The organism is Enemella dayhoffiae, assembly GCF_002250625.1.
GTDB classification, from domain to species: domain Bacteria; phylum Actinomycetota; class Actinomycetes; order Propionibacteriales; family Propionibacteriaceae; genus Enemella; species Enemella dayhoffiae.
Genome location: NZ_NMVQ01000023.1, coordinates 314,733 through 338,946, shown reverse-complemented (window position 1 = coordinate 338,946; position 24,214 = coordinate 314,733). Strand labels below are relative to the sequence as shown.

Annotated in this window: 21 protein-coding genes; 6 read left to right on the top strand and 15 right to left on the bottom strand. The window is 71.1% G+C overall.

Going from position 1 to position 24,214, the window contains the following annotated elements; translation table 11 throughout:
• The first annotated feature begins 230 nt into the window (after positions 1-230).
• Positions 231-491, top strand: coding sequence for a 30S ribosomal protein S20 (gene rpsT, locus CGZ93_RS12525; protein WP_094364474.1), 261 nt, complete (start codon positions 231-233; stop codon positions 489-491).
• A 113-nt stretch (positions 492-604) separates the two neighbouring features.
• Positions 605-1,273, top strand: a complete 669-nt coding sequence (locus CGZ93_RS12520) for a DUF899 family protein (protein WP_094364473.1) — start codon at positions 605-607, stop codon at positions 1,271-1,273.
• A gap of 7 nt (positions 1,274-1,280) precedes the next feature.
• Here CGZ93_RS12520 and holA read toward each other — a convergent pair whose 3' ends face one another.
• Entirely contained in the window at positions 1,281-2,249 is a 969-nt protein-coding gene (gene holA, locus CGZ93_RS12515; RefSeq protein WP_094364472.1) for a DNA polymerase III subunit delta, read from the bottom strand.
• 48 nt (positions 2,250-2,297) lie between these two features.
• On the opposite strand from holA, the gene CGZ93_RS12510 reads away from it, so the two are divergent.
• On the top strand, positions 2,298-3,458 hold the full coding sequence (locus tag CGZ93_RS12510) for an MFS transporter (RefSeq protein ID WP_229117415.1): 1,161 nt from the start codon (positions 2,298-2,300) through the stop codon (positions 3,456-3,458).
• Positions 3,459-3,465: 7 nt separating this feature from the next.
• Here CGZ93_RS12510 and CGZ93_RS12505 read toward each other — a convergent pair whose 3' ends face one another.
• The 6 genes from CGZ93_RS12505 to CGZ93_RS12480 form a co-directional block, all read right to left on the bottom strand.
• Entirely contained in the window at positions 3,466-4,272 is an 807-nt protein-coding gene (locus CGZ93_RS12505) for a putative hydro-lyase (protein WP_094364471.1), read from the bottom strand.
• 27 nt (positions 4,273-4,299) lie between these two features.
• Positions 4,300-5,106, bottom strand: a complete 807-nt coding sequence (locus CGZ93_RS12500; RefSeq protein WP_094364470.1) for a class F sortase — start codon at positions 5,104-5,106, stop codon at positions 4,300-4,302.
• Positions 5,106-6,893, bottom strand: coding sequence for a hypothetical protein (locus CGZ93_RS18980; protein ID WP_094364469.1), 1,788 nt, complete (start codon positions 6,891-6,893; stop codon positions 5,106-5,108). The genes CGZ93_RS12500 and CGZ93_RS18980 overlap by 1 nt, the downstream gene beginning before the upstream one ends.
• Positions 6,890-9,226: a ComEC/Rec2 family competence protein gene (locus CGZ93_RS12490; protein WP_094364468.1), complete on the bottom strand. Its 2,337-nt coding sequence runs from the start codon at positions 9,224-9,226 to the stop codon at positions 6,890-6,892. The genes CGZ93_RS18980 and CGZ93_RS12490 overlap by 4 nt, the downstream gene beginning before the upstream one ends.
• A 33-nt stretch (positions 9,227-9,259) precedes the next feature.
• On the bottom strand, positions 9,260-10,153 hold the full coding sequence (locus CGZ93_RS12485; protein ID WP_229117414.1) for a helix-hairpin-helix domain-containing protein: 894 nt from the start codon (positions 10,151-10,153) through the stop codon (positions 9,260-9,262).
• A gap of 90 nt (positions 10,154-10,243) precedes the next feature.
• Positions 10,244-10,867 (bottom strand): helix-turn-helix transcriptional regulator, encoded by a 624-nt coding sequence (locus CGZ93_RS12480; protein ID WP_229117413.1) that lies wholly within the window; start codon positions 10,865-10,867, stop codon positions 10,244-10,246.
• Between the two features lie 59 nt (positions 10,868-10,926).
• Here CGZ93_RS12480 and CGZ93_RS12475 point away from each other — a divergent pair, with 59 nt between their 5' ends.
• On the top strand, positions 10,927-11,928 hold the full coding sequence (locus CGZ93_RS12475) for an endonuclease/exonuclease/phosphatase family protein (protein ID WP_141211199.1): 1,002 nt from the start codon (positions 10,927-10,929) through the stop codon (positions 11,926-11,928).
• Positions 11,929-11,957: 29 nt separating this feature from the next.
• On the opposite strand, the gene leuS is transcribed toward CGZ93_RS12475, so the two are convergent.
• The gene (gene leuS / locus CGZ93_RS12470) at positions 11,958-14,438 is read right to left on the bottom strand and encodes a leucine--tRNA ligase (RefSeq protein WP_094364466.1); all 2,481 of its coding nucleotides are present in this window, start codon (positions 14,436-14,438) and stop codon (positions 11,958-11,960) included.
• Between the two features lie 241 nt (positions 14,439-14,679).
• Here leuS and CGZ93_RS12465 point away from each other — a divergent pair, with 241 nt between their 5' ends.
• The gene (locus CGZ93_RS12465; RefSeq protein ID WP_094364465.1) at positions 14,680-15,414 is read left to right on the top strand and encodes a VIT1/CCC1 transporter family protein; all 735 of its coding nucleotides are present in this window, start codon (positions 14,680-14,682) and stop codon (positions 15,412-15,414) included.
• A 35-nt stretch (positions 15,415-15,449) separates the two neighbouring features.
• Here CGZ93_RS12465 and CGZ93_RS12460 read toward each other — a convergent pair whose 3' ends face one another.
• The 5 genes from CGZ93_RS12460 to CGZ93_RS12440 form a co-directional block, all read right to left on the bottom strand.
• Positions 15,450-16,385: a DUF4192 domain-containing protein gene (locus tag CGZ93_RS12460; RefSeq protein ID WP_094364464.1), complete on the bottom strand. Its 936-nt coding sequence runs from the start codon at positions 16,383-16,385 to the stop codon at positions 15,450-15,452.
• A gap of 138 nt (positions 16,386-16,523) precedes the next feature.
• Positions 16,524-17,699: a glycosyltransferase gene (locus CGZ93_RS12455; protein WP_094364463.1), complete on the bottom strand. Its 1,176-nt coding sequence runs from the start codon at positions 17,697-17,699 to the stop codon at positions 16,524-16,526.
• Positions 17,696-18,679, bottom strand: a complete 984-nt coding sequence (locus tag CGZ93_RS12450; RefSeq protein WP_094364462.1) for a hypothetical protein — start codon at positions 18,677-18,679, stop codon at positions 17,696-17,698. The genes CGZ93_RS12455 and CGZ93_RS12450 overlap by 4 nt, the downstream gene beginning before the upstream one ends.
• A gap of 205 nt (positions 18,680-18,884) precedes the next feature.
• On the bottom strand, positions 18,885-19,919 hold the full coding sequence (locus CGZ93_RS12445; RefSeq protein ID WP_094364461.1) for a L,D-transpeptidase family protein: 1,035 nt from the start codon (positions 19,917-19,919) through the stop codon (positions 18,885-18,887).
• A 117-nt stretch (positions 19,920-20,036) separates the two neighbouring features.
• Positions 20,037-20,978: a neutral zinc metallopeptidase gene (locus tag CGZ93_RS12440; protein ID WP_094364460.1), complete on the bottom strand. Its 942-nt coding sequence runs from the start codon at positions 20,976-20,978 to the stop codon at positions 20,037-20,039.
• A gap of 162 nt (positions 20,979-21,140) precedes the next feature.
• Between CGZ93_RS12440 and CGZ93_RS12435 the strand changes: the two genes are divergently transcribed.
• The gene (locus CGZ93_RS12435; protein WP_094364459.1) at positions 21,141-21,686 is read left to right on the top strand and encodes a DUF1707 SHOCT-like domain-containing protein; all 546 of its coding nucleotides are present in this window, start codon (positions 21,141-21,143) and stop codon (positions 21,684-21,686) included.
• Here the strand turns inward: CGZ93_RS12435 and CGZ93_RS12430 are convergent.
• Together CGZ93_RS12430 and CGZ93_RS12425 are read right to left on the bottom strand one after the other, a co-directional pair.
• Complete coding sequence (locus CGZ93_RS12430; RefSeq protein WP_229117412.1) at positions 21,577-22,491, bottom strand: 3-methyladenine DNA glycosylase; 915 nt, start codon at positions 22,489-22,491, stop codon at positions 21,577-21,579. The genes CGZ93_RS12435 and CGZ93_RS12430 overlap by 110 nt on opposite strands.
• A complete protein-coding gene (locus tag CGZ93_RS12425; RefSeq protein WP_094364458.1) occupies positions 22,488-24,044 on the bottom strand; it encodes a polysaccharide deacetylase family protein in 1,557 nt (518 codons plus the stop codon). Before CGZ93_RS12425 ends, CGZ93_RS12430 begins: the two co-directional genes overlap by 4 nt.
• Between the last annotated feature and the right edge of the window lie 170 nt (positions 24,045-24,214).

Sequence of the window (24,214 nt, the reverse complement as noted above, 5' to 3'; positions counted from 1 at the left end):
CTCGAACCTGGCCGCCATCGACAAAACCTTCGCGTTCACACCCCATCGTGGCCGGCCACTGCTTCGCGGGGGAAAGTATGTGAGGCACGGCCCCCTCGTTCCCGGGGACTATGTGTGAGTCTCGCCGTCGACTTGCTCGACCGGCGGGTGCCAAGTAGAGTTATTCGCTGTGCTGCGTGCCCGACACGCAAACCCAACCGACGAACACGAACCGATCAAGAGGCTGCCCAGTGGCGAACATCAAGTCCCAGATGAAGCGGATCAAGACCAACGAGAAGTCGCGTCAGCGCAACAAGCAGGTCAAGTCTGAGCTGCGCACCGCCGCTCGCCGCTTCCGTCAGGCCATCGAGGCCGGCGATTCGGCGAAGGCGAAGGAGACCGCCAAGCGCGCGACCCGCCTGCTCGACAAGGCGGTCTCGAAGGGCGTCATCCACAAGAACCAGGCCGCGAACAAGAAGTCGGCCATCTCCAGCCAGGCCGCCAAGGCCTGATCGCACACCGCGTCGGTGCGACGCCCCGGATCACTGGGTCCGGGGCGTTGTTGCGTTCAGAGCTGAGCAATCCCGGAGAAGTACTCGCCGGGCAGGGCTCCTAGCGTGGGCCCATGGATGAACCTCACCCGGACGTGGTCGAAATCGATCGGTGGCGGGAGTCGCTGGCGCGGTTGCGCGAGAAGGAGAAGGCGCACACCAGGGCCGGTGACGCGTTGGCCGCCGAACGCCGCCGGTTGCCGATGCACCCGGTCGCCGACTATCCGCTGACCGCACTCGACGGCACATCGACCAGCCTCGGTGCCCTGTTCGCCGGGCGCCCGCAGCTGATCGTCTATCAGTTCATGCCGTTGCACGACGGCGAACCCTGCAGCGGTTGCAGCATGTTCCTCGACAACGTGGGCAGCCTGGCCGCACTGGCCGCGCGGAGTGTGTCGTTCGCGGCGGTGAGCCGCTCCCCGGCCGACGAGCTCGCCCCGGTCGTGACCCGGGAGGGGTTCCGGCTGCCGTTCTTCTCCAGCGCGGGCAGCTCGATGGCCGATGACCTCGGTGAGCCCGAGGACGAGGGCACCGGGTTCGCGCTGCACGTGTTCCTGCGGTCCGGGGACACGATCCACCGGACCTGGGCGACCAGCCGCCGCGGGGTGGAACAGCTCGGCACCAGTTGGTCGCTGCTCGACGTGGCGCCCTTCGGCCGGCAGGAACCGTGGGAGGACTCCCCCGTCGGCTGGCCGCAGTCCCCGGCGTACGCCTGGTGGCGACTCCCCAGCGAATGGGGGTGAGCCGGGCTCAGCCGCGGTGTGCGGTGGCGATGGCGAGCACGCAGCGCTCCAGCGCGTATTCCGGCTGGTCGGCGGCGCCCTTGATGTCGGCGTCGGCCTGGGCGACGGCGCGGATCGCGGTGGCGAGTGAGCCCTGGTCCCAGCCGCGGAGCTGCTGGCGCATGGTGCGCAGCTTCCACGGGGGTACGCCGATGTCTCGGGCCAGGTCGTTGTCCCCCATGCCGGTGCGGTTGCCCTGCAGCTTGCCCAGCCCGCGCAGCCCGGAGGCCAGCGCGCTGGTCACCAGCACCGGCGCGACCCCGGTCGACAGGGCCCAGCGCAGCTGCTCCAGCGCGCGTGTGGCGCGCCCGGCGAGTGCCTCGTCGGCCACCGCGAAGCTGGACACCTCTGCCCGTCCGCCGAAGTAGCGCCGCACCAGGTCGATACCGATCTCGTTGCCGTCATTGTCGGCCGCCAGCTGGTCGACCGCGGCGGCGAGCGAACGCAGGTCGTGCCCGACGGCGTCGATCAGGAACTGGGCGGCGTCGGTGCTCATCCGCGCGCCGCTGCGGCGTACCTCGTTGGTGACGAACGGAAGCAACTCACGCGGCTTGAGGGCCGCGCAGTCGAACACCTCGACCTTCGTCTTCTTCAGCTTGTCCAGCAGGCCTTTGCCCTTGTTGCCGCCACCGTGCACCAGCACCGTCGCCAGGTCGGGCAGCGGGTCGGTGGCCAGGGCGAGCACCGCCGGGTGCAGGTCGGGGTCCAGATTGGCCAGGTCGCGGATGACCAGGATCGTCGCGTCGGCGAACAGCGAGCCACCGGACAGTTCGGCGAGGGAGCCGGCGTCGACCCGGCTCGCCTCGACGTCGTGCGCCTCGGCCACGGACTGCTCCTTGCGGGCGGCGGCGACCCGCTCGGCCACCGCCCGGTCGGCCAGCAACGACTCGGGGCCGCTGACCAGCAGCACGCGGCCGAAGGCGGAGGTTTTTGCCATGCGGCCAAGCATGCCAGCCCGGAACGACATCGGGGATAGGGTCGGCCGGTGACCTCGGACCGTGCGTTCGCTCCCCCGGTGGCCCTGGCCGCGGCCGGGTTCATGAGCAGCTTCGACCGGTTCGTGATCGGGCCGATGCTGGTGAGCATCGCGGTCGGACTGGACGTCCCGCTGTCGGAGCTGGTCGCGATCGCCGGAGCATACTTCCTCGCCTATGGCGTCTCCCAGCCGGTGTGGGGAACCCTGTCCGACCGGTTCGGGCGGGTTCGGCTGATCCAGTTGACGATGCTCGTCGGCGGGGTCGCCAGCATCGGGGTGGTGCCCGACGCCGGTTGGCTGCTGGTGACCAGGATTGTCGCCGGTGCGTGCTTCGGCGCGGTGGTGCCGACCTCCCTCACCTATGTCGGGGACACCGTCGAGCTGGGCGTACGCCAACGCGCCCTCTCGGACCTGATGGCGACGATGGCCGTCGGGACGGCGCTGGCCACCGCCCTGGCCGGGGTGCTGGCGCACGCCGTCGGCTGGCGGCCGGTGTTCGTGCTCGCCGGGGCCGCGTCGCTGGTGGCCGGGTTGCTGGTCGGACGCCTCCCCGAACCGGAGCGCGAACCGGTGGTGGGGCACCTGATCGGCCAGTTCGCGGCGGCCCTCAGCAACGGCTGGGCGGTGCTGCTCTATGCGTTGGTGCTGGTCGAGGGTGGCACCCTGCTCGGGATGCTGACGCTGCTGCCACCGGCGCTCGCCGCACAGGGGGTGGACGCGTCGGTGGCCGGCCTGGTGACCGCCGCCTACGGCGTCGGGGTGCTGGGGTTCTCCCAGCTGGTGCGGCGGTTGACCCAGCGCTGGCCGATGTGGTGGTTGCTCGGGGTGGGCGGGGCGCAGCTGGCGGTGGGGTTCGCCGTGGTCGGATGGCGGGTCACCCCGGTCACGGTGCTGGTGACCGCCCTGGCCCTGGGGGGCGGCTGGGCGTTCATGCACTCCTCGCTGCAGACGTGGGCGACCTCGGTGGTGCCGAGGGTGCGCGGCACGGTGGTGTCCCTGTTCGCCGGGTCGCTCTTCGTGGGCAGCTCGCTGGCGGCGTACCTGGCGGCGCCGTTCGCCGAGGCGGGCCGCTATCAGCTGCTGTTCGTGGCCTGCGGGGTGATCCTGGTGCCGTTGACGCTGGTCGCCTGCCTGGCCCGGATCCGCTATGCGAGCCGGCTCGGCCGCTGACCGCGGATCAGCTCTGCAGCTCGCGCTCGGGCAGGTCCGTGACGAACATGTGACCCGGTGCGTGGGTGATCGCGAACGGTGGCCGGGACGCCATCAGGGCAGCCTGGGGGGTGACCCCGCAGGCCCAGAACACCGGGACGTCACCCGGCTCCGCCTGCACCGGGTCGCCGAACTCCGGGTTGGCCAGGTCGCCGGCGAGCAGGGTTTCGGGCGAGCCGACGTGTACGGGCGCGCCGTGCACCTGAGGCGTACGCCCGCTGATCTGCACGGCCTCGCTGACCCGATCCGCGGGGATGGGTCGCATCGACACCACCAGCGGTCCGCGCAGCCGCCCGGCCGGGACGCAATCGCGCCGGGTGACATACATCGACACGTTGCGGCCCTGCTCGAGGTGCCGCAGCGGGATGCCGGTCTCGATCAGCCCCTGTTCGAAGGTGAACGAGCAGCCGATGTGGAAGGCGACCAGGTCGTCGCGCCAGTGCGTGGTGATGTCGGTGGGTTCCTCGACCAGCTCACCGTCGCGCCAGACGCGATAGCGCGGGAGGTCGGTGCGCAGATCGGCGTCCGGGGCGAGCCGGGTGCTGGGGCTGCCGACGTCCGACACATCCAGCACGGGGCAGGGCCGCGGGTTGCGCTGGCAGAACAGCAGCAGGTCGTAGGCCCAGTCCTGCGGCACGACGACCAGGTTGGTCTGGGTGAACCCGTACGCCCAGCCCGTCGTCGGCGCGCACAGCCCGGCGCGGGCTCGTTGCCGGGCGTGCTGTGGGGACCACCGCAGGGCCTCGCCGCTGTCGACCGCTGGCTGTGCCGTCATCGCCCCAGCATAGGCACCAGACCCCGCTCAGGCGTCGGGCACCGCCTCCACGATCAGGTTGTCCCGATAGCCGCGCCGGCCACCCTCGACCATCACCTCCCCGGAGCAGGTGACGACGACCAACCGGCTCCTCCCGGTGCTGTCCAGCAGGTCGGCCGGAAGCTGGTCGGCCCGCACCGTGTGCAACCGGGTCGCCCGCCACCGCGCCGTGCCGCCGGCGCCGTCACTGGTCACCAGCATCGCTCCGGGGGCGAGCCGGTGCAGCGGCCACAACGACCCGCGCACCGAACCGGAGGTGACGTGGCCCGACATCAGGATGGTGCCGGGCCCCGGCCGGAGGCGGTCGGGCAGGCTGCCAGCGGATCCGCGGTGCACGCCAACGGTTGCCGGGTCCTTGGGCACCTGGAACACCCCATCGGTGATGGCGGCGGCGCGGATCGGCGCCCGGATGCCGAGGCTGGGCACCTGCAACTCGGCCGGCCCCGTTCCTGGCTGGCGGGTCGGAGAACCGCCGGGCGCGGGGGCTCTCGACGGCGCCGTCGTCGCCGTGGGCGGCTGGGTCGGTCCCGGCGCGGTCCAGGTACGCCCCGGGGTGGGGGCCGGCGTACCCGGCTCGGGGGGTTGCTCGGCCGGGTCGGGCGCACCTGTCGCGGTGGGCGTAGCCGGCGGGGTCACCAAGGGATGGTCGTGGGTGACCCCAGGTGTCGGCTCGGTCCCGGGAACCGCTTCGGCCGTCGGCCGGGCCGGTGGCCGGGAGCGGCCCCAGATCACCACCCCCAACAGGCAACCGGCGACGGCGACCGCCACCACGATGGTGAAGACCCGGGTGCGCATCAGTCACCCTCCACCGCTCCGGACGGGATGCGCAGCACCGGCCGGGTTGGCGCCGAGGGCTCGGGTTTCGGCATCGGCTCTGGCTGGGGTGTCGGTGTGGGGGTGGGCGTCGGGCTCGGGCTGGGCGTCGGGCTCGGGCTGGGCGTGGGGGTCGGGCTGGGCGGGGGGGTCGGGCTGGGCGTGGGAGGCGGTGGCGTCGGGCGCACCCAGGTGATCTCGCTGGCCACTCCGCAGGGCGTTGTCACCGACGCGGTGCGATCGTCGGCCGCCAGGGTTTCCTGCCACACATAGAAACCGGGCCGTTCCACGGCGATCGGCGGGGTCCGGTGGTCTCCGTCCCGGTTGACTTCGAGCCGGACGGTCCCCGCCCGCGGGTCATCGGGGCGGCAGTCGTTCTCCGTGGGCCGCTGAGGATAGGGCCCGAACAGGGTTGCGGTCACCGTGCGGCGGGCCTGATCCGGCCAGAGTCCGCTGATCCGGACCAGGTCAGTGACGTTGCCGCCGCCGGTCAGCTCGGCGTGCGAGGTGACGGTGGTGATCGTGGGCCGGGCCTTGACCAGGCTGGTCTCTTCGGCCACCCCGCACGGGGTGGTCACCGGTGCCGACCGGTCTGTGCCCGGCAGAAACTCCTGCCAGACATAGAATCCCGCCTTCTGCACGGTGATCTCCGGGGTCCGATAGCGGCCGTCACCGTCGATGGCGAACTTCACCTCGCCCGCCTTCGGATCATCCGGCCGGCAGTTCTCGGCCCGGGGTCGCTGGGAATAGGGTCCCCAGAGCACCCCTCGCGCCTCCAGGCGTACCCCCGGCGCACCGGTCACGTCGACCTGATCGGTGAGCCGCTCCCCCGGTTCGGCGACCGCCTTCGAGGTCACCGTGGTGATCGCCGGCCGCAGCGGCTCGACCCGGGCAATGGCAGCCGCCTTGAGCGGGCGCCGCGGTGCGGCACCGACCATCCGCTGCACCTGGTGGTCCCGACTGCGCGGGTTGTCGTATTCCTTCGCCGCGTAGAGGATCGGCCGATCCGCCGGCACCTCCGCGTCCGCGGTCACCGCGAGTTCGCCGGGGTTCTGGGCGGGCAGCTCGAGCCGAGCCCGTCCGGTGCCGTCGGTGACCAGTCGGTGCTGCCTGCCCGCCACGGTCAGCGTCACCGGGACACCGGCTGGACCGTCTCCCCGCGATCCGGCCAGGCGTACCCCCACCGCCCCGCCCTGGATGAGCGTGGGCGCCTGCAGTTGCAACTCGAGCCGATCGACACCCGCGCGACTAAGGCCCTGCTCCAGTTCGTCCACGCGCCGGGCCACCCCGGGCCGGGCGGCCACCGCGGCCCGATAGCGCGCGTCCATCCGGGCGCGCTGACGGTCATCGCCCACGGTGCGCACCCGAATCACGTGATCGACCGCGGCCGCGGATTCGTCATCGCGCACGTGCTCACGCGCCCAGTCGAGCACCCACGCGAGGTCGGCCAGTTCGGTGGTGGTCAGCTCGGGCCCGTTGACGTCCCGGTGCCCGCCGCGGTCACCGAAGTCGGTCTGCTTGCGCACCCGATCGGCCACCGCACTGCGCCAACCCGAGGCGCTGTGCGGACCGGAGGAGTTGAGGTCGATGCACCACACCCGTTCGTCACCGATGTGATACTGCCCGACCTCGGCCAGCCCGCCGGCCGCCTGTACGCGCAAACCGAACGGCCCGAAACCATCGTTGGGACGTGCCTGGGCGCGTCCGGCCAGCAGCACGCTGGCGATCAGCGCCAGCACGACGGTGCACAGGATCACGGTCTTCTTCATCGGGGCTCCTTGGGTCGTTGGAGGTGAGCGGCCAAGCGGCCAGCCGTGCAGGTCAGGGCGACTGCGCCCTGGCGATCGGTGCGGAGCACCTGCTGGCCGTGCCGGCCGAGCAGCTGCAGGGTTCGGGCGGCGGGATGCCCATAGTCGTTGTCGGCGCCGACGCTGATCAGCGCCACCCGGGCGCCGCTGGCGGTCACGAACCCCTCGTCCTGGCGGGCCGAACCGTGGTGGGCAACCTTGAGCACGTCGGCGCGCAGGTCGGCGCCGCTGGCCAGGATCGCCTGCTGGGCGGCGGGTTCGGCGTCCCCGGTGAGCAGCACGCGGATCCCGCCCAGCTCCGCCACGGCGACCACGCTGGAATCGTTCTCGGCCGAGGACTCGCCGTTGCCGCCGGCCACCGCCGCCGCCTGGGTGCGCACCGGCCCGATCGTGCGCCAGCTGATTTCACCGATCCGGAGCTGCTGCCCCGGGGCCGCGACCCGCACCGGTACGCCCAGGGCGTCGGCCCGCTGCCTGATCGCGGCAGCGGCGCCAGGTGGTGAGCCGAGCGGGGACACCAGCAGTTGCCCGAGGGGTCGGCGTACCCCGGTTGGGCCGGCCACCGCGTCCAGTCCACCGGCGTGGTCGGCGTGGTAGTGGGTGAGCACCAGCAGCGGCAGCGCGCGGACGCCGAGCTGGTCCAGGCAGGCCGCCAGGGGTGCGGGGGCCGGCCCGGTGTCGACGAGGACCGCCTGGCCACCGCCGGCGTTCAGCACGACCGCGTCGCCCTGACCGACATCGCAGGCGACCAGCAGCCAGTCCCGGGGCGGCCAGCCGGGGGTCGCCTGGGGCCGCGAGATCACCACCACCAACAGCGCGGCGGTGAGCAGCACCAACCAGCGCCGCTCCAGCAGCCACCCGATCAACGGGATCGCGGCGAGGCAGGCGAGCAGGACCACCAGCACCCCGACGGGTCCGGCCGGCCACTGCCAGGCCGCCCCGGGAAGCCCGGCCCCGGCGTGGCTGATCCAGAGGATCGCCTGGGCGCTCCAACCGGCCAGCCACCCGGTGAATCCGGCGAGCCACGGCAGCGGGACGGCGAGGCCGGCGGTGGCGAACCCGAGCACGGTGGCCGGCCCGACGAACGGCCCGGCCAGGGCGTTGGCCAGCAGCCCCACCATGCTCACCTGTCCGGAGATGGCGGTGACCAGCGGCTGCGTCGCGAGTTGGGCCGCCAGCGGCACGGTCACCGCCTCCGCCACCGGCCGCGGCAGCCAGATCAGCCGATCTCGCCAGCGTGCCGCCAGCAGGATGATGCCGCCCGAGGCGAGCACCGAGAGGGCGAAACCGAGCGAACGTCCCAGCCAGGGGTCGCTCAGCAGCAGGGCGATCACGGCCAGGCTGAGGTGCCGGATCCCCTTTCCGGACTCGGCATTCGAGCCGAGCGCGGCCAGCGCAACCAGTCCCATGGCGGCAGCCCGCAGCACGCTCGGCTCGGTCCGACAGAGGGTGACGAACACGGCGACGCCGATCAGTCCGACCAGGTGCAGCCAACGGCCGCGGACTCCGAGCAGGCGGGCCGCGGTGAGCAGGAACGCCAGGAGCAGGGTGAGGTTGGCGCCTGAAACAGCGGTCAGGTGGACGAGGCCGGTGGTGCGGAAATCCTCCCGCAGCCGGTCGGTCATCAGGCTGGTGTCGCCCACCACCAGCGCCGGTACCAGCGCCCGCTGTTCGGCGGGTAGCTCCGCCACCGCGTCGCGCAGTCCCGCACGCACCGCATCGACGGCACGGGACCCGGGGCCGGGGTGGGAGACGGTTTCGGGGGTGCCGCGCAGGGAGGCGATCGCGGCGAACGGTTCACCGGGATCCGGCGACCCGAGCTGGACCAGCACCCGAACCGTGGCACCGACCGGCAGGCTCCGCAGAGCCTCGGCGTTGCCGCCGGTCGCGAAGACCCGCACGGGTTGACGCATACCGAACTCGTGGCCGCGCCCGGAGGCACGCACCGCATCCCCGGAGAGCATCACGGTCTGTCCGCCGAAGCGGCTGCCGACCGACTGCGGATCGGTGCCGACGGTCACGTCCAGGACGGCGACGGCCCGCTGTTCGGCGAGCCGACGCAGCGGGGAGTTGTCCAGCTGCTGCTGACGGGCCCAGCTGGTGGCCAGCAGCACCAGCAATGCCAGCGCCGTCGCGGCGAGCAGGGGCTTTCTGATCAGCGCCAGGACCGCCGCGGCCAGCGCGCTCGCTGCCGCCAGGACGGCGACCGGCACCCCACCGGCAGCGGTCCCGACCAGGGTCGCGCCCCAGGCCGTCACCGCCACGGGAATCAGCCGCGCGTCGACCGTCGCCATCTCACACCGTCGCCATCTCACACCGTAGCCATGTCACACCGTCACCAACGGGGCGATGTCTGCGAACGACTTCGGTCCGATCCCCGGAACCTCCTGCAACTCCTCGATCCGGTTGAAGCGTCCGTGCTGGGTCCGCCAGGCCAGGATCTTCTGGGCGGTCACCGGCCCCACCCCGGGCAGCGCGTCGAGCTGCTCGACGGTGGCGCTGTTCAGGTTCAGCTTCCCTCCGGGCGCCTTCGCACCGCCCGGGCCGTTGCTCGCACCGGGCGCGGTGTCGCCGCCACGCACCTCTCCGCCCGGCCTGGCGGCGTTGCCCACCACTACCTGTTGTCCGTCGGTCAACACCTGCGCCAGGTTCAGGTCACCGGGGCGGGCCGACGCGGTGAATCCCCCGGCGGCCGTGATTGCCTCAATGACCCGGGCACCACCGGGCAGGGTGTGCACCCCGGGGCGGTGCACCTCGCCGACGACGTGCACCCGCACCGTCGCCGCGCTCGGCGTCGCCGTCGGGGTCGCCGGGTGGGGCGATCCGGGCCCGGGCGAGGATGGTGCGGCGGCTCCGGACTGCTGTACCGGCAGCGGCTCGGTCAGCGGGATCGCTCGGGCGCGGGTCAGGGCATAGCCGGCCACCAGCACCCCGACCAGCAGCAGGCCCGCGAGCACGATCAGGTGGTTGCGAGTGAACCGTCGCCCGCTCGCCGGCTGGCTCGGCATACCAACCTTGGAATCAGCGACCGGAGGCTCGACCGGCGCCGCAGCCGGTGCAGCCACCGCAGCAGCCCGCGGCTCGGCGGGCCGGCGTACGACGGTCTTCTCCGCGTCCCCACCGGCCGCACCGACCGGGGGCCGGACCTCGGCCACCAGCCGCGCCAACCGCTCCCGGACATAGTCCGACATCACGGCGTCGCTGCGCTGTCTGCGTCCCATACCCACTAGATGCCGTACGGGCAGGGAGAATGTTCACCACCACGAAAGAATTGTGGACAACTCGCGCCGGCTCACCGGCTGTGGACAACCTCAGCCGGCGGCGGGGAGCCGCACCAGGCAGCCGCCCTCGACGAAGGGCTCCAGCTCCACCCCGTCGCCCGCGATCTGGCGCAACAACCCCAGGTGGACGTTGCAGACGACCTCGGGATTGCGCCGCGCGCTGGCGAGCAGTGGGCAGGTCAGCAGCCTGACGGTGCCCTCTTCCTCGTCGGTGCTGCTGGGCTCGAATCCCAACTCACGAAGGGTTCGCGTGGCATCGGCGTCCGCGTCGAACTGATCGCCCCAGGTCCGCCCGACCTCGATCGACTCGGCCACCGGATCGGCCGCGCGGCGGGACAGGTGGGCGGCCAGCGCATCGACCAGGGAGGCGTACTCGCGGGTGCTGTGCAGCGCGGTGGCGTTCGGCAGCGCGCGATAGCAGATCGCCGGTCGTCCGCGTCCGTTGGGCGACTTACGGCTGCGCTCCACCATGCCGGCGTCCACCAGCGCGTCCAGGTGCTCGCGGACGGTGTTGGCGTGCTGACCGCTGCTGGCGGAGACCTGCCGCACCGTCACGGGCATCGCCACCTCGACCAGATAGGACAGCACCGCCGCGCGCGCCGACGACAGTCGGACCGCCGGCTCCGCCACCGGCTGGGGCCCAATCTTATTCACGGCCCTATCTTACTAATAAGGTTCACGGCGGTGACACCCCGGTCAGTCACTGTGGAGGCGTGCCCTCGCCCACCCGCTACCCCGGCCGAGTGTTCGTGACGATGGTGCTGGGCCTGGGCGCCCTGCTCGGCGCCGGTGCGGGCACACCGACGCTGCTGCTCGGTGCGTTCCCCCGGCTGCAGCTCCGCGACACCCGGCTCACCCAGCTGGCCTCCTTCGTCCATCTCGGCCTGGTTGGCTGGCTGGTGGCGTCGGTCTGCCTGTTCGGCGCGTTGGCGGCGCTGCGCCCCCGCCAGCGGGTGTGGGCGGCACTGCCGGCGGGGCTGAGCGCGCTGGCGATGGCCTGCCAGCTGATCTGGGTGGCTCCCTATCTGCTCCCCAACCAGACCCGGCACGGCGCCGAGGTGCGGGTGGCCGCGCTCAATCTGGAGTTCGGCCAGGCCGATCCCGACCAGGTGATCGCCGCGGTGCGCGAGGCGGAGGTGGTGGTGCTCACCGAGATCACCCCGGAGGCGCGCGATGCCCTGTCCAGGAAGGGTTTCGACCGCTTGTTCCCACATCGCGTCGGAGAGGGGGCGCCCGGGGTGTCGGGGACCAGTATCCATTCCCGCCACCCGCTGCAGCAGGTTTCCGAGGCCGGCACCGTCCTCGAGTCCCGCCTGGTTCGGGTACGCCTCCCCTCCGGCTCGCTCCTGGTCGCCGGGGTCCATCCGATCAATCCGATGGGTGGTGCCGACGCCTGGGCGAAGGATGCCGCACGGTTGCGGGCGTGGCTGGCTCCCCATGACCGGGAGCGGGTGGTGGTGGCCGGCGACTTCAACGCCGTGGACCGGCACGCCACGATGCGGCCTTGGTTCGGCGCAGGCTATCGGAGCAGTGCCGACCTGACCGGCGCCGGGCTGCAACCGACCTGGCCGACCCGCGGGAACGGCTCGATCCCGTTGATCACCATCGACCACGTGCTGGTGTCGTCGTCGATGACGGCGACGTCGCACCGGGTCTTCCGGGTCGACGGCACCGATCACGCCGGCGTGATCGCCACGGTCGCGGCCCGCACGTAGCGGATCCAACCGCTGGGGCGTACGAACGCTCAGGCGGGGACGATCGACACCAGTCGCGGGGCGCGGACGATCACCTTGCGCACCTCGGCGCCGTCGAGGGCCCGTTGTACGCCCGAGTCGGCCAGTGCCAGCTCGCGCAGCTCATCCTCACCGGCCTCGGGGGAGACCTCCAGCTTGGCGCGCACCTTGCCCTTGACCTGCACCACGCAGGTGACGGTTTCCTGCCTCAGCAGGGATTCGTCGACCTCAGGCCAGCGGGCGTTGGCCACCGACGGGGTGTGTCCGAGCAGCTCCCACATCTCCTCGGTGACATAGGGGGCGAACAGGCTGAGCGCGATGGTGATCGCCTCGGCGGCCTCCCGGACGGCAGGATCGGCCGGCCCGCAGCCGGTGTCGATCGCCTTGCGGGTGGCGTTGACCAACTCCATCAGCCGGGCCACGACCACGTTGAATCGCTGTGCGTCCAGCAGCTTTCGGATCTCGGCGAGGCTCTGATGAGTGGTACGCCGCAGCGCGACGTCACCGCCAGCGACGTCGGCGCCGGGCTCGCTGGCCACGTCACAGGCCACCCGATAGGCACGCTGCAGGAAGCGCACGGTCGCGCTCGGCGACACGTCGGCCCAGTCGATGTCATCCTCCGGGGGGCCCGCGAACACCACGGTGGTGCGGATTGCGTCGACCCCGAACTGGTCGATCTGGGCGCCGAGGTCGACCCCGTTGCCCAGCGACTTGCTCATCGCCTTGCCCTCGTTGATCACCTGGCCCTGGTTGAGCAGCCGTTGCATCGGCTCCTCGAAATCGAGCATGCCCATGTCGTGCAGCACCTTGGTGAAGAAGCGCATATAGAGCAGGTGCAGGATCGCGTGCTCGACCCCGCCGACATATTGGAACACCGGCATCCAGCGCGCCACCTCGGCCGGGTCGAACGGGCCGTCGGTGAAGCCCGGCGAGCAGTAGCGGAAGAAATACCAGGACGAGTCGACGAAGGTGTCCATCGTGTCGGTGTCGCGGCTGGCCGGGCCGCCGCAACGCGGGCAGCTGGTCTCGCGCCACTCGGCCGCCTCCGGACCGGCCAGCGGGGAGGTGCCCTTCGGGGCCAGGTCGGCACCGCGCAGGTCGGGCAGCTCAACGGGCAGCTGGTCGTCGGGGACGGGCACCTCACCACAGTCGGCGCAGTGCACGATCGGGATCGGGCAACCCCAGAATCGCTGCCTGGACAGCAACCAGTCGCGCAGCCGATAGGTGATCGCCTCGCGGCCGGTGCCGCGCTCGTCGAGCAGTTCGATGATCTTCGCGACACCCTCGGCCTTGTTGTCCAGCCCGTCCAGGGCCGGCGAGTTCACGTAGCGGCCGTCCCCGGGGGTGGCGACGAACGTCTCGGCCGGGTCGGGCTGGTCGGTGTCGACGACCAGGCGTACCGGCAGGTCGAACGCCTTGGCGAAGTCGAGGTCGCGCTGGTCGTGCGCCGGCACGCCCATCACGGCGCCGGTGCCGTAGTCGGCCAGCACGTAGTCGGCGGCGTACACCGGCAGCTGTTCGCCGTTGACCGGGTTGGTGGCGTGCACACCCAGGAAGACGCCGGTCTTGGGGCGTTCGGTGGACTGCCGCTCGATCTCGGTGGCCCGCTTGGTCTGATCGAGGTAGGCCTCGAACTCGGCCCGCTGCTCGTCGGTGACGACCTCCTCGGCCAGCGCCGCCTCCGGCGCGATCACGAAGAAGGTGGCGCCATAGAGGGTGTCGGGTCGGGTGGTGAACACCGTCACCGGCTCGCTGCGCCCGGTCAGGGTGAAGTCGACGTACGCCCCTGAGGAGCGGCCGATCCAGTTGCGCTGCATGGCCAGCACCCGATCGGGCCAGTGGCCCTCCAGCTCGGCCATGTCGTCGAGCAGCCGATCGGCATAGTCGGTGATCTTGAAGTACCACTGGTTGAGCTTGCGCTTGGTGACGGTCGCTCCGCAGCGCTCGCACTGGCCCTGGACGACCTGTTCGTTGGCGAGCACGGTCTGGTCGTTGGGGCACCAGTTGACCGGCGAATCCTTCCGGTAGGCCAGGCCGCGCTCGAAGAAGCGCAGGAACAGCCACTGGGTCCAGCGGTAGTAGTCGGGGTCGGAGGTGTGCAGTCGCCGGGACCAGTCCAGGCTCAGCCCGTAGCGTTTGAACGAGTTGGCCTGGGTCTCGATGTTGGCGTAGGTCCACTCGGCGGGGTGGGTGCCGCGCTTGATCGCGGCGTTCTCGGCGGGCAGGCCGAAGGAGTCCCAACCGATCGGGTGCAGCACGTCGAATCCCTGCAGACGCAGGTTTCGCGCGACCACGTCACCCATCACGAACGCCTCGGCGTGCCCCATGTGCAGATCGCCGGAGGGGTAGGGGAACATGTCGAGCACGTAGCGCCGCTCGCAGGAGCCGTCGTCGAGCGGGCGGAAGGTCTGGTCGGTCTCCCAGAATTCCTGCCACTTCCGCTGGGCTGCGGCGGGGTCGTACGCCTGCCGCTGGGCTGCCTGCTCGGTCACTGTGAGTCTCCTTGATCCGCGTTCTGCGACACCTGCGCGCGTTGGTGCCCTGACATGAAAAAACCCCGGCTCTCGCGAGCACCGGGGCAGCCGCCAGGTGGCGGCGTCAGGAAAGCAACATGCGCTCGTGCATGGGGTGAGTCTAACCCACCCGCCGCGGGCTCCCCGGACCTTTCCGAGCGTGGTTGAGGCTTGCCATACCTTGCTTGCGGAAGTCCATGACGCGGACCACATTGGAGGCATGCAGCAGCACCCGGTAGCCGCTCACCCGACGGACCACGTGATGGACGTACGCCCGGCCGGCGAGTTGGCGAGCCGGCTGAACTGGCTGCGCGCCGGTGCGCTGGGCGCAAACGACGGGATCGTCTCGACGGCCGGTCTGGTGGTCGGTGTGGCGGGGTCCCAGGCCTCCTCGGGTGCGGTGCTGGTCGCCGGGATCGCCGGGCTGGTGGCCGGGTCGCTGTCCATGGCCGGCGGGGAGTACATGTCGGTGTCGACGCAACGGGACACCGAGTTGGCGGTGCTGGCCAAGGAGCGCTGGGAGTTGGCCAACCTTCCGCACGAGGAGTTGGGCGAACTGACGGGGTTGTACCGGGCCAAGGGTCTCTCCCCCGGCCTCGCCCGACAGGTTGCGGTGCAGTTGACCGAACACGACGCGCTGGCCGCCCACGCCGAGGCGGAGTTGGGTATCGACCCCGAGAAGCGGACCAACCCGGTGCAGGCGGCGCTGGCCTCGATGCTGGCCTTCTCGCTCGGTGCCGTGCTGCCGCTGCTGGCGATGGTGCTCAGCCCGCTGTCCTGGCGGATGGCGGTCACCTGGGTCGCCGTGCTCCTCTCCCTGGCGGTGACCGGTCTGATCACCGCCCGGCTCGGCGGTTCGTCTCCGGTACGCCCGGTCGGGCGAAACGTGGCCGTCGGCGTGCTCACCATGAGCCTGACCTGGGCCGTCGGCCACCTCGTCGCCATCGCCACCTGACCTGCCGTTCCCCGCGTAGGCCGGCGCAACGAAGGTCAGGCCGCGAGCGCGTCCCAGCGGGATGGAGCGAGGGCGTGATCGTGAATGTCGTTGAGCAGGCCGAGCAGCGAGAATCCCGGGTTGATCTTCTCGGCCCGCTCCATGCAGACCACCTGCAGGGCACCGTTGCCGGACAGCCAGGCGGCGAGAGCCAGCAGGCACAACGGGGCGACCTCGAAGGGAGCGGCGCTGACCGAGACCACCCGCGTCCACAGGGCCAGGTGCCGTTGCGCATCACACCGACGCATCCGCAGCAACACCTGGTCGCGGACCAGCGGGTCGTGGCAGAGAACCGCCAACTCGGCACAGTCTGTGGCGGGCAGGCCGCGGCGTACCTCGAACCGCTCGACCAGGTGGACCACCCGATCCTGCCGCTCGGCGATGTCCCAGTCCGCGAGCACCGGCAGCACCTCCTCGAACACCGCGCGGACCGCCGCCAGCTCATCGCGGCCGGGACCGCCGACCTGTTCGGCGAGTTCGCTGCGACTGCGAAGGGCTGGGAGCCCAGCGGCCACCGCCTCGGCCGCGAACCTGCTCGCAGACACGTCATAGGCCGTGCCCGTTGCCGGGCAGCACTCCTCGTCGTCGCAGTAGAGCGACCACCAGCACCTGCCGTCGCTGATCAGGGCATCCGCAACGTCGACCTCGCCGAACCTGTCCACGACCTCCCCGAGCACCGACCGGGCCGAGTTCGGCTTTTCGGCGAAGGCGAGCAGCAGCACCGTCTGGGCGCCGTGCTGCAGCACCACGTCGCGCAGCCGTGGTGCCTCGAACACCGCCAACTCCAGGTCGACCCGGGCGGTGAACAGGACACGTCGGTCGCACAGCGCCACGACGACGAGGGAATCCTCGGGGTGGAACCCCAGCAGATAGGGCACGGCACACAGCACCTCTTCGGGAGACTGGGCCACCAGGGAGACGTCATTGCTCATGCCTGCACGTTGCGGCTGGCACGAGCTGATCGGACGCCCCGAATTGTTCAACTGTGGAAAACAACCACCACCGGAAACCTGTGGACAACCGCCCGCCTCGCGGCGAGAACAGGCGCCTTCTACCGCCCCGGCGTACGCTCAGGCGGCCTTGCGCAAGGGGACGACCTGTCCCCCGCTGACCTCCCGATAGAGCTCCTCGAACCGCCCGAGCGTCGCGTTGAGCGCGTGCTGGTGCACGATCTCCCGGCTGGCCGCCCCCATCCGCCGGCGCAGGTCGGGGTCGCTGAGCAGGCGGCCCAGGTGGGTCGCCAGTTCGTCCACGTCACCGGGGGAGTAGAGGAAACCGTTCTCATCGGGGTGCACCAGGTGCGGCAGCGCCATCGCGTTCGCCGCCACCACCGGCTTGCCGGCGGCCATCGACTCGAGGGTGACCAGGGACTGCAGCTCGGCGACCCCGGGCATGCAGAACACGTCGCAGCGGCCGTAGGCGGCCAGCAGCTCCTCCTCGCTGACGAAGCCGAGGAAGGTGGTCCGATCGGCCACGCCTTCCGAACCCGCCAGCGCTTTCCACTGATCGGCGAAGGACCCGTCACCGACGACCTCCAGGCGCACGTCCAGGTCCTTCGGCAACCGTGCGAACGCGCGGATCAGCTCGTTGACCCGCTTCTCCTGATCGAGTCTGCCGACGAACAGCACGCGCAGGTGCCGGTCGTGCTTGGCGGCGCGGGAGGCGGCCAGATAGGGCTCGGGGTCGATCCCGCAGGAGATTGCCAGGCCACCGGGCAGGCCCGCCGATCCGGCCAGCAGTTCGACCGCGCGCGGGGTCGGGGCGGTCACCACCTGGGCACGGCCGAGGATGTTGGCACAGTCCTTCCAGGCCAGCCGGGAGACCGCGCGGCGGGCGCGGTGCGGGATCTTCACCAGCTCGACCAGGTTCTCCGGCATGAAGTGATTCGTCGCCACCAGCGGCAACCCGCGTTCGGTGGCCTGCTTGGACAGCAGCCGGCCGATCAGCATGTGCCCCTGGATGTGGGCCACGTCCGGCTGCACCTCGTCGAGGATCCGCTTGATCCGCGGCCCGGCCTGCCAGGGCATGCAGATCATGAACTGATCCACCAGCGGATAGCGGTGCGACGGCAGCCGGTGCACCACGACCCCGTCCCGGTCCTCGACGAATTCGCGACCGGTGTGCGAGGGGGCGATCAGGTGCACCTCGTGACCGCGGGCGACCAGACCGGTGGCGAGCCGCTCGGTGAACCGGGCAGCCCCGTTGACGTCGGGGGGATAGGTGTCGTGGCCGATGAGGATCTTCACCGGGTGCTTCCTTCCTGGCTGGGTTGCTCGGGGGTGTCGGTGGCACCGGGGCCACCGGAACTCTGGTTGCGGAGCCGATTGGCCTCCGCCTGTTCGTACGCCCGGGCGGCGTCCGGGTGATATTTCGACAGCAGCACCACACCGAGGGCCGACAGCAACCCCATCACGACCATGCCGATGCCGGCGGTGAGGTCGATGTTCGCGCCCTCACCGAGCACCAGCAGCCCGAACGCGACGGCCGTCAGCGGGTCGATCGTCGTCATGCAGCCGACCACGATCTCGGCCGGGCCGGAGGCGTACGCCTGCTGGATGGCCCAGGCGCCGATGGCGTAACAGGCCAGACAGCCGGCCAGGTTGGCCCAGAAGTGGGTGATCGGCAGGTGATCGCTGCGCTCCCAGGCGACCAGGGTGGTCTTCATCAGCGCGGTGGCCAATCCGTAGATCAGCGCGCCCGAGGTGGCCCACGCGAGGCAGCGGGCGCCCAGCGGCCCCTTGGCCCCCAGCACCGCGAACACCGCAGCCACCGCGAACACCAGCAGCGAGGCGATCAGGATCATCCTGCCGTCGAGGATGGTGTCGGTGGCGGCCGAGGACGCCGAGAACCAGGTGAAGGCGACGATGCCGATCACCGCGATGGCGATGGACACGAGCATCATCCGGGTGGGGCGGGTGCGGTTCTTCCGCGCGGCCAGCAGCACCGCGAACGGGACGGCCAGGATGCCGACGGGCTGGATCACGGTGACCGGGGCCATGTTCACCCCGATCAGGTGCAGCAGCGCGCCGATCAGGATCATCGCGGTGCCGAACAGCCAGTGCTTGTTGCGCACCATCGACAGCACCCGCTTGAGGGTGAGCGTGCGCGATTCCGCGGACTCGTCGAACTGCTTGCCGATTCCGTCGTGCTGGAAGGTCGCCCCGGTCGCGAAACACAGGGAGGCGATGACGCCCAGCACGATGGCCAGCGGGATGTTCTGGGTCATTCAGGCATCTCCGGGGTGTGGTTCATGTCGCCCACCCTTCCACCTTCCGTGCACCCGCAACTCGGGGAACCCCCCTGAGTCGACCCCAGTCCGGCTCCCTGGCCCGTGCCCACCCGGTGCGGACCGAGTGTCATCGGCGCCAGCCTAACGGATTGCCCGACAACTTCCGGCGCTCGACGCCACCCCGGCGTGTGGGCCGCGTCACTCAGTAGACGATGACCTTGTCGCCGACGCTCACGGTGTTGAACAGCGACGCCATGGCCGCCTTGTCCCGGACGTTGACGCAGCCGTGGGATCCGCCGCTGTAGCCGCGGGCGGCGAAGTCCGGGGAGTAGTGCACCGCCTGACCACCGGAGAAGAACAGGGCGTAGGGCATCGGGGTGTGATAGATCGATGACACGTGGTCGCGGGACTTCCACTGCACGCTGAACGAGCCCTCGCGGGTCGGCAGTTCCTTGGTGCCGAAGCGGACGGCCAGCGTGGTCTGCACCTGACCGTTCACCATCCACCGCAGCTTGTTCTGCTTCTTCGAGATGCACAGGGCGCGTCCGGTCATGCAGCGGGGGTCGACCCCGGCGGGAACGCCGCCGGCCTGGGTCGCGCTGGCGCTCGGGGTGGCCGCGGGCTTCGGCGCGTCGGCCTTCTCCTCCGCCGTGGGCGTACGCGTCATCTGCTGCAGCGAGTTCAGGGTGGCCCGGTCGACCGAACCGGTGACCGGCAATCCGCGCTTGACCTGGAACCCGGAGACCGCGCTGGCGGTGGTCGGGCCGTAGAACCCGGTCACCTGCTCGCGGAACCAACCGGCCTGCTTGAGCCGGGCCTGCAGGTCCCGGACCGAGTCGCCGGAGGAGCCGCGGGACAGGATGGCTGGCCCGGCCTGAGGCTTGGCCGGCCCGCTCGGGCTCGTTGTCGGACGCCCGCCCGGGGTCCGGGTGGCGCCCGCGGTCCGCGCCGCGGTCGGGGCACTGCTGGCCCGCGGCGTGGGCGCCGCAGTCGGTGCGCTCGAGGGCGGCGGTGGCGTCGGCTCGGCGGTCGGCTGGCCGCCCGGTGCGGTCGGGGTCTCGGTGGCGGTCGGTTCCGGCGCGGGGACCGGTGCCGGCTGTTCCTCCGCCGGCGCCTGCGCGGCGGGCGCGGCGGTGAGGTCCCCGGTCCCGGGCTTGGCGCATCCGGCGAGCGGCAGGGCGGCCAACGCCAGCGTGCACAGGGCAGCGGACACCCGCCATGGGGAACGCACGGACATCGGTCACCTCGGTCTCGGGGGAAGGTTGCTGTCCGGAAACCTTAACCGCAGAGCGGGGCGTCCGGTGCCCGGACGCGACCGGCACCGGCTCACGAAATTGTCACGATCCGGGTTGGCTCAGTCCACCTGGTCGGGTGCCGCGACCCAGGTGTTGCACGAGTCGTAGGAGGAGGTCCGCTCCCCCAGGCCCCGGTGGAACCAGTCGCGCATCGTGCGCGAGTTGCCGTGGGTGCCCTCGCGGGTCACCTCGTCGTTGTTCCGGTCGAAATAGTCGAGCAGCTGACTCACGTCGCGTTCCGTCGCGCCGACGGAACGCCACAGCGCCCCGTAGGCGACCGCCGAGAAGCAGGTCGCCTGCAGTTCCGAGCGCCGGGACAGCTCGAGGCGCTGCTCGTCCCCCGCCCTGGCCATCAGGTCGGCGTACCCCTCGGTGATGCCGCCGGCGAGTTGGAGGTGGTGACCGAACTCGTGGGTGATCACTGCGAAATAGCCGAGCCGCATCCCGCCATAGAAGCGCCAGTTGTCGTCGGAGCGGAGGTCGACGTAGATGCTGCGGTCCTCGGGGCAATAGAACGCGTAGCGGCTGATCACCCCGCAGGCGGTGTCCGCCTGCACCTGGAACCCCTTGACCATCGGCCTGGTCAGGGTGATCCCCTGGGCCGCCAACGGTTCCCGGTTGAGTTCGACCAGGCAGTCGCTGAGCTGCTGCAGGTGTGCCACCAGCCACGCATCGGGGAGCGGTGGGCGTTCCTGGCGGGTCGCGCAGGTGGCCGAGCCGCGGGTGTACGCGACGTTGTAGAGCCGTGAGGAACGCGGGGTGAGGCCGGTGTGCGGACCGTCTCGGCCGGGTGTCGCGGACGCCCGCGTCGGTGGGCCGCTCGGGGTCGGGCTGGTCACCGGACCACCGGCGGCGGGTACGCCCGCAGGTGCGTTCCGCAGCAGCACCACCACAGCGATCACCACCGCCACGGCGCAGGTCAGCCCGATCGCCAGCCCCCGCCGCGAGCCCCGAGACCGCCGGACGGCGGGCTGGTCGGGTGGCGGGACGGACGCGGACACCGTCCAAGGCTAGGCAGGCCCGGGGCCACCATCGGCCGGGGCGCACCGTGGTCCGACCCGCGGCTGCGACCAGGGTCCACACCTGGCCTGGCGGCTCGGCCGCTGGTCCCGGCGTGGTCGCGGACCGGTGCGCAGGCACCCTCGGCGGCGAAGAATGGCCGCATGACAGTCCCGGACACCCACCGCAGCAACCCGAAACCACCGCCCGCGTTGCGGATCGGCGACGCCGAACGCACCGAGGTGTGCGAGCTGCTGAACCAGCACTTCACCGCCGGTCGGCTGACCCTCGACGAGTTGCAGGACCGGCTCGACGCCTGTGTCCGGGCGCGCACCGCGGCCGACCTGCACGGGCTGTGTCAGGACCTGCCGCGCATCGCTCCCCCGGCCCCCGCGGAACCTGCGCTCCACCCGGTGACCCGACGCAACGGCCCCGTCCGCGACCTGGTGTTCGCGCTGGTGGCGGTGGGGGTGGCGCTGAGCGTCCCGATCGTGATGCTGATGCTGCTGGGATCGACCATCCTCGGCGAGGCGGTGTTCGTCTTCTCGGTGCTGGGTGGCACCCTGGCCGCCTTCCTCGGCGCCGGCACGACCTACCTGATCATGTCCTCTGCGACCCCTCGGCAGTCCCGGCGGGTTCAGCCAGCAGCGACAGCAGTGCCCCGGCCCGTTCCAGCAACCGGGCCCGCAGGGGTCTCGCGCGCGTGGTGAAGGCTCGCTGCTGTTCCACGTATTCGGCGCGTCCCGTGGCCGTCTCGACCGCGATCGCGGTGAGTCCGAGCGAGCCGAGGTCATAGGGGCTGGCCCGCATGTCGAGCACCCGGATCTCGCGTGCGAGCTCGAAACAGTCGACGACCAGCTCGGACTCGATCAGCGGTGACAGCTTGCCGGCGATCCGATAGAGGTCCATGCCCACGTGCAGGCAGCCGGGCTGGTCCAGCTCGACCTGGTTGGCCCGGGTCGGGGCGTACCGGTTGCGTGGTTTCCAAGCGGGGCTGAAGAAGCGGTGCGCGTCCACGTGGGTGCAGCGCAGCCCGACCGACTCCAGGGTCTGCTCGATCCCGGCCATCGGCAGCCGCAGCCCGAGCTGCGGATGACGCACCTCGTCCGCGGCCAGGCCGGCCACCATCGCCCACTCGTGCATGCCGAAGCAGCCGAAACCGGCAGCCCGATCGGTGGTCGCCCGCAGCAGGGCGTACGCCGCCCGCACCGTCCGGGCACGATGGGCCAGCAGGTCCTCGGTGTGCACGCGAACGCCGGCACCGTCGGTCGCCACATGCGGTAGCTCCAGCAACTCGTCGGCCTCGAGCAGGCGTACGCCGTGCCCGGGCGACCAGCGCCGGAGCTGGTAGGGCCGGAAAGGGTAGTACTCAAAGAGAAAATCTTCGACCGGATGCTTGATCGCGCGGCTGGAACGCCACCGGTGATCGGCGAGCAACTGGTCGACGCGCGCCTGGTGGGCGGCACGACGGGTACGCCACTGGTCGCCGGTCAGCTCCTCCGGGCCGGCGTTCACCCCTTGCAGCCGAACCCGTCCTGCTTGGTCTGGGTGCCGTGGCAGTAGCCGCGCCCCGGATACACTCCGCCGGAGTTGACGGTCAGTTCGGAGACCGTGACCAGGGTGGCGCCCTTGTCCTGCAGCCCCTGCACGATCGCCGGGGCGGCGGCCACGGTGAAGTCGTGGATGTCGTGCATCAGCACGATCGCGTGCGGCGAGGCCACGCCCTGATAGACGGCGCTGTTCTCGGTCTTGGGGGTGCTCTTGGTCTGCCAGTCGAGGGTGTCCACGCTCCAGTTGATGACCGCCATCCCGGCGGCGCCGATCACCTTGTCGCTGTTGTCGTTGTGCGCACCGTAGGGCGGGCGGAAGAGCAGCGGCGGGCGGCCGGTGAGCGCCTTCAGCGCCTCGCTGTTGCCGCCGACCTGCTTGTCCAGGGCGGCCCCGGACAGCTTGGAGATGTCGGGGTGGGTGGAACTGTGGTTGGCGACCTCCATGCCCATTGTCGCGACCTTGCGGACGGTGTCCGGGTAGCCCTTGATTCCCTCACCCATCTGGAAGAAGGTGGCGGCCGCGTGGGCCTGGTTGAACACGTCGAGCACCTTGCCGGTGCCGGGGCCGGGGCCGTCGTCATAGGTGAGGGCCACGCACTTCAGCACCCGGCAGTCCGGGCCGATCGCGGTGGAGGGGCGCTTGGCGGTGGCGCCGGGGCTGGCCGACCCGCTGGCCGAGGGAGCGGCACTGGGCGTCGTCTGCGCGCCACCCTGCTTCGGCTGGCCGACCGCGGTGTACGCCGACGGGCTCGTCGCGGCGGCCTGCGCCTTGGTGCCGAACGGGGACAGCGCCGGCGTGACAGCCTCCTTGGGCACGAGCAGCCCCTGCGCCTCGGGAGCGAGCACGCCGCTGCCGAAGCGCAGCACCAGCGCGCCGGTGTTGTCAAACCCCATCGCGGGACCGTTGCCCTCGGGGGCCGGTGCCTCGTCGAGCACCCTGCCCAGCTTGCCGGCGTCCAGCTTCGCCTTGCCGCCGGCGTCGAGGGCGGCCTTCTTGAAGTCACCCCACTTGCCGGCGTCGATCAGGATCGGCGAGGAATAGGACTGCGACTCGGCCGCGTCGTACCAGATCGTCACGGGCCGCTGCACCTGGCCACCGTTCTCGGTGCTGGTGCTGGTGACCGCGACCCCGACCACCTCGGGCGAGCTGGCCACCACCTGGGACTTGATGTCCACCTGGCTCGCCTTCGCCCAGGTCGCCTGACGCAGCTGCTTCTCCCGGACCACCTCGATCGCCTGGGACAGGTTTCGCGCGTTCGGCACCTGAGGCACCTCGGCGACCACCTTGGCCGGGTCGTTACGCAGGGTGACCAGCTGCAGCGACTTCACCTGGGCGTTGTCCACCTGGGCGAACTTCGCCTCGGGCGGAGGTGGGGGTGCCTGCTTGGTGCCGCCGGGTGCCTGACCGCCCCCCTGACCGGAGTTCTGGTCGGGGGCGGGCGGGGTGCCGCAGGCGGACAGGATCAGTGGGGCCAGGCCGGCCAGAGCGAGCAGTTGGAGCGAGCGTGCCTTGTTCACGCCGTGAGTCTAGGTCGGTCCACGGCCGTTTCCGTAATCGACCCTTATGCCTTTTCGCGAGACATTTCGGCCGACTTCCGGCGTCCCCTGACCGCCCCGATCAGCTGCCAGCCGGCGTACCCGAAGAAGGCGCTGGCCGCGATGATGGACCCGATCGACTGCTGCTGGGA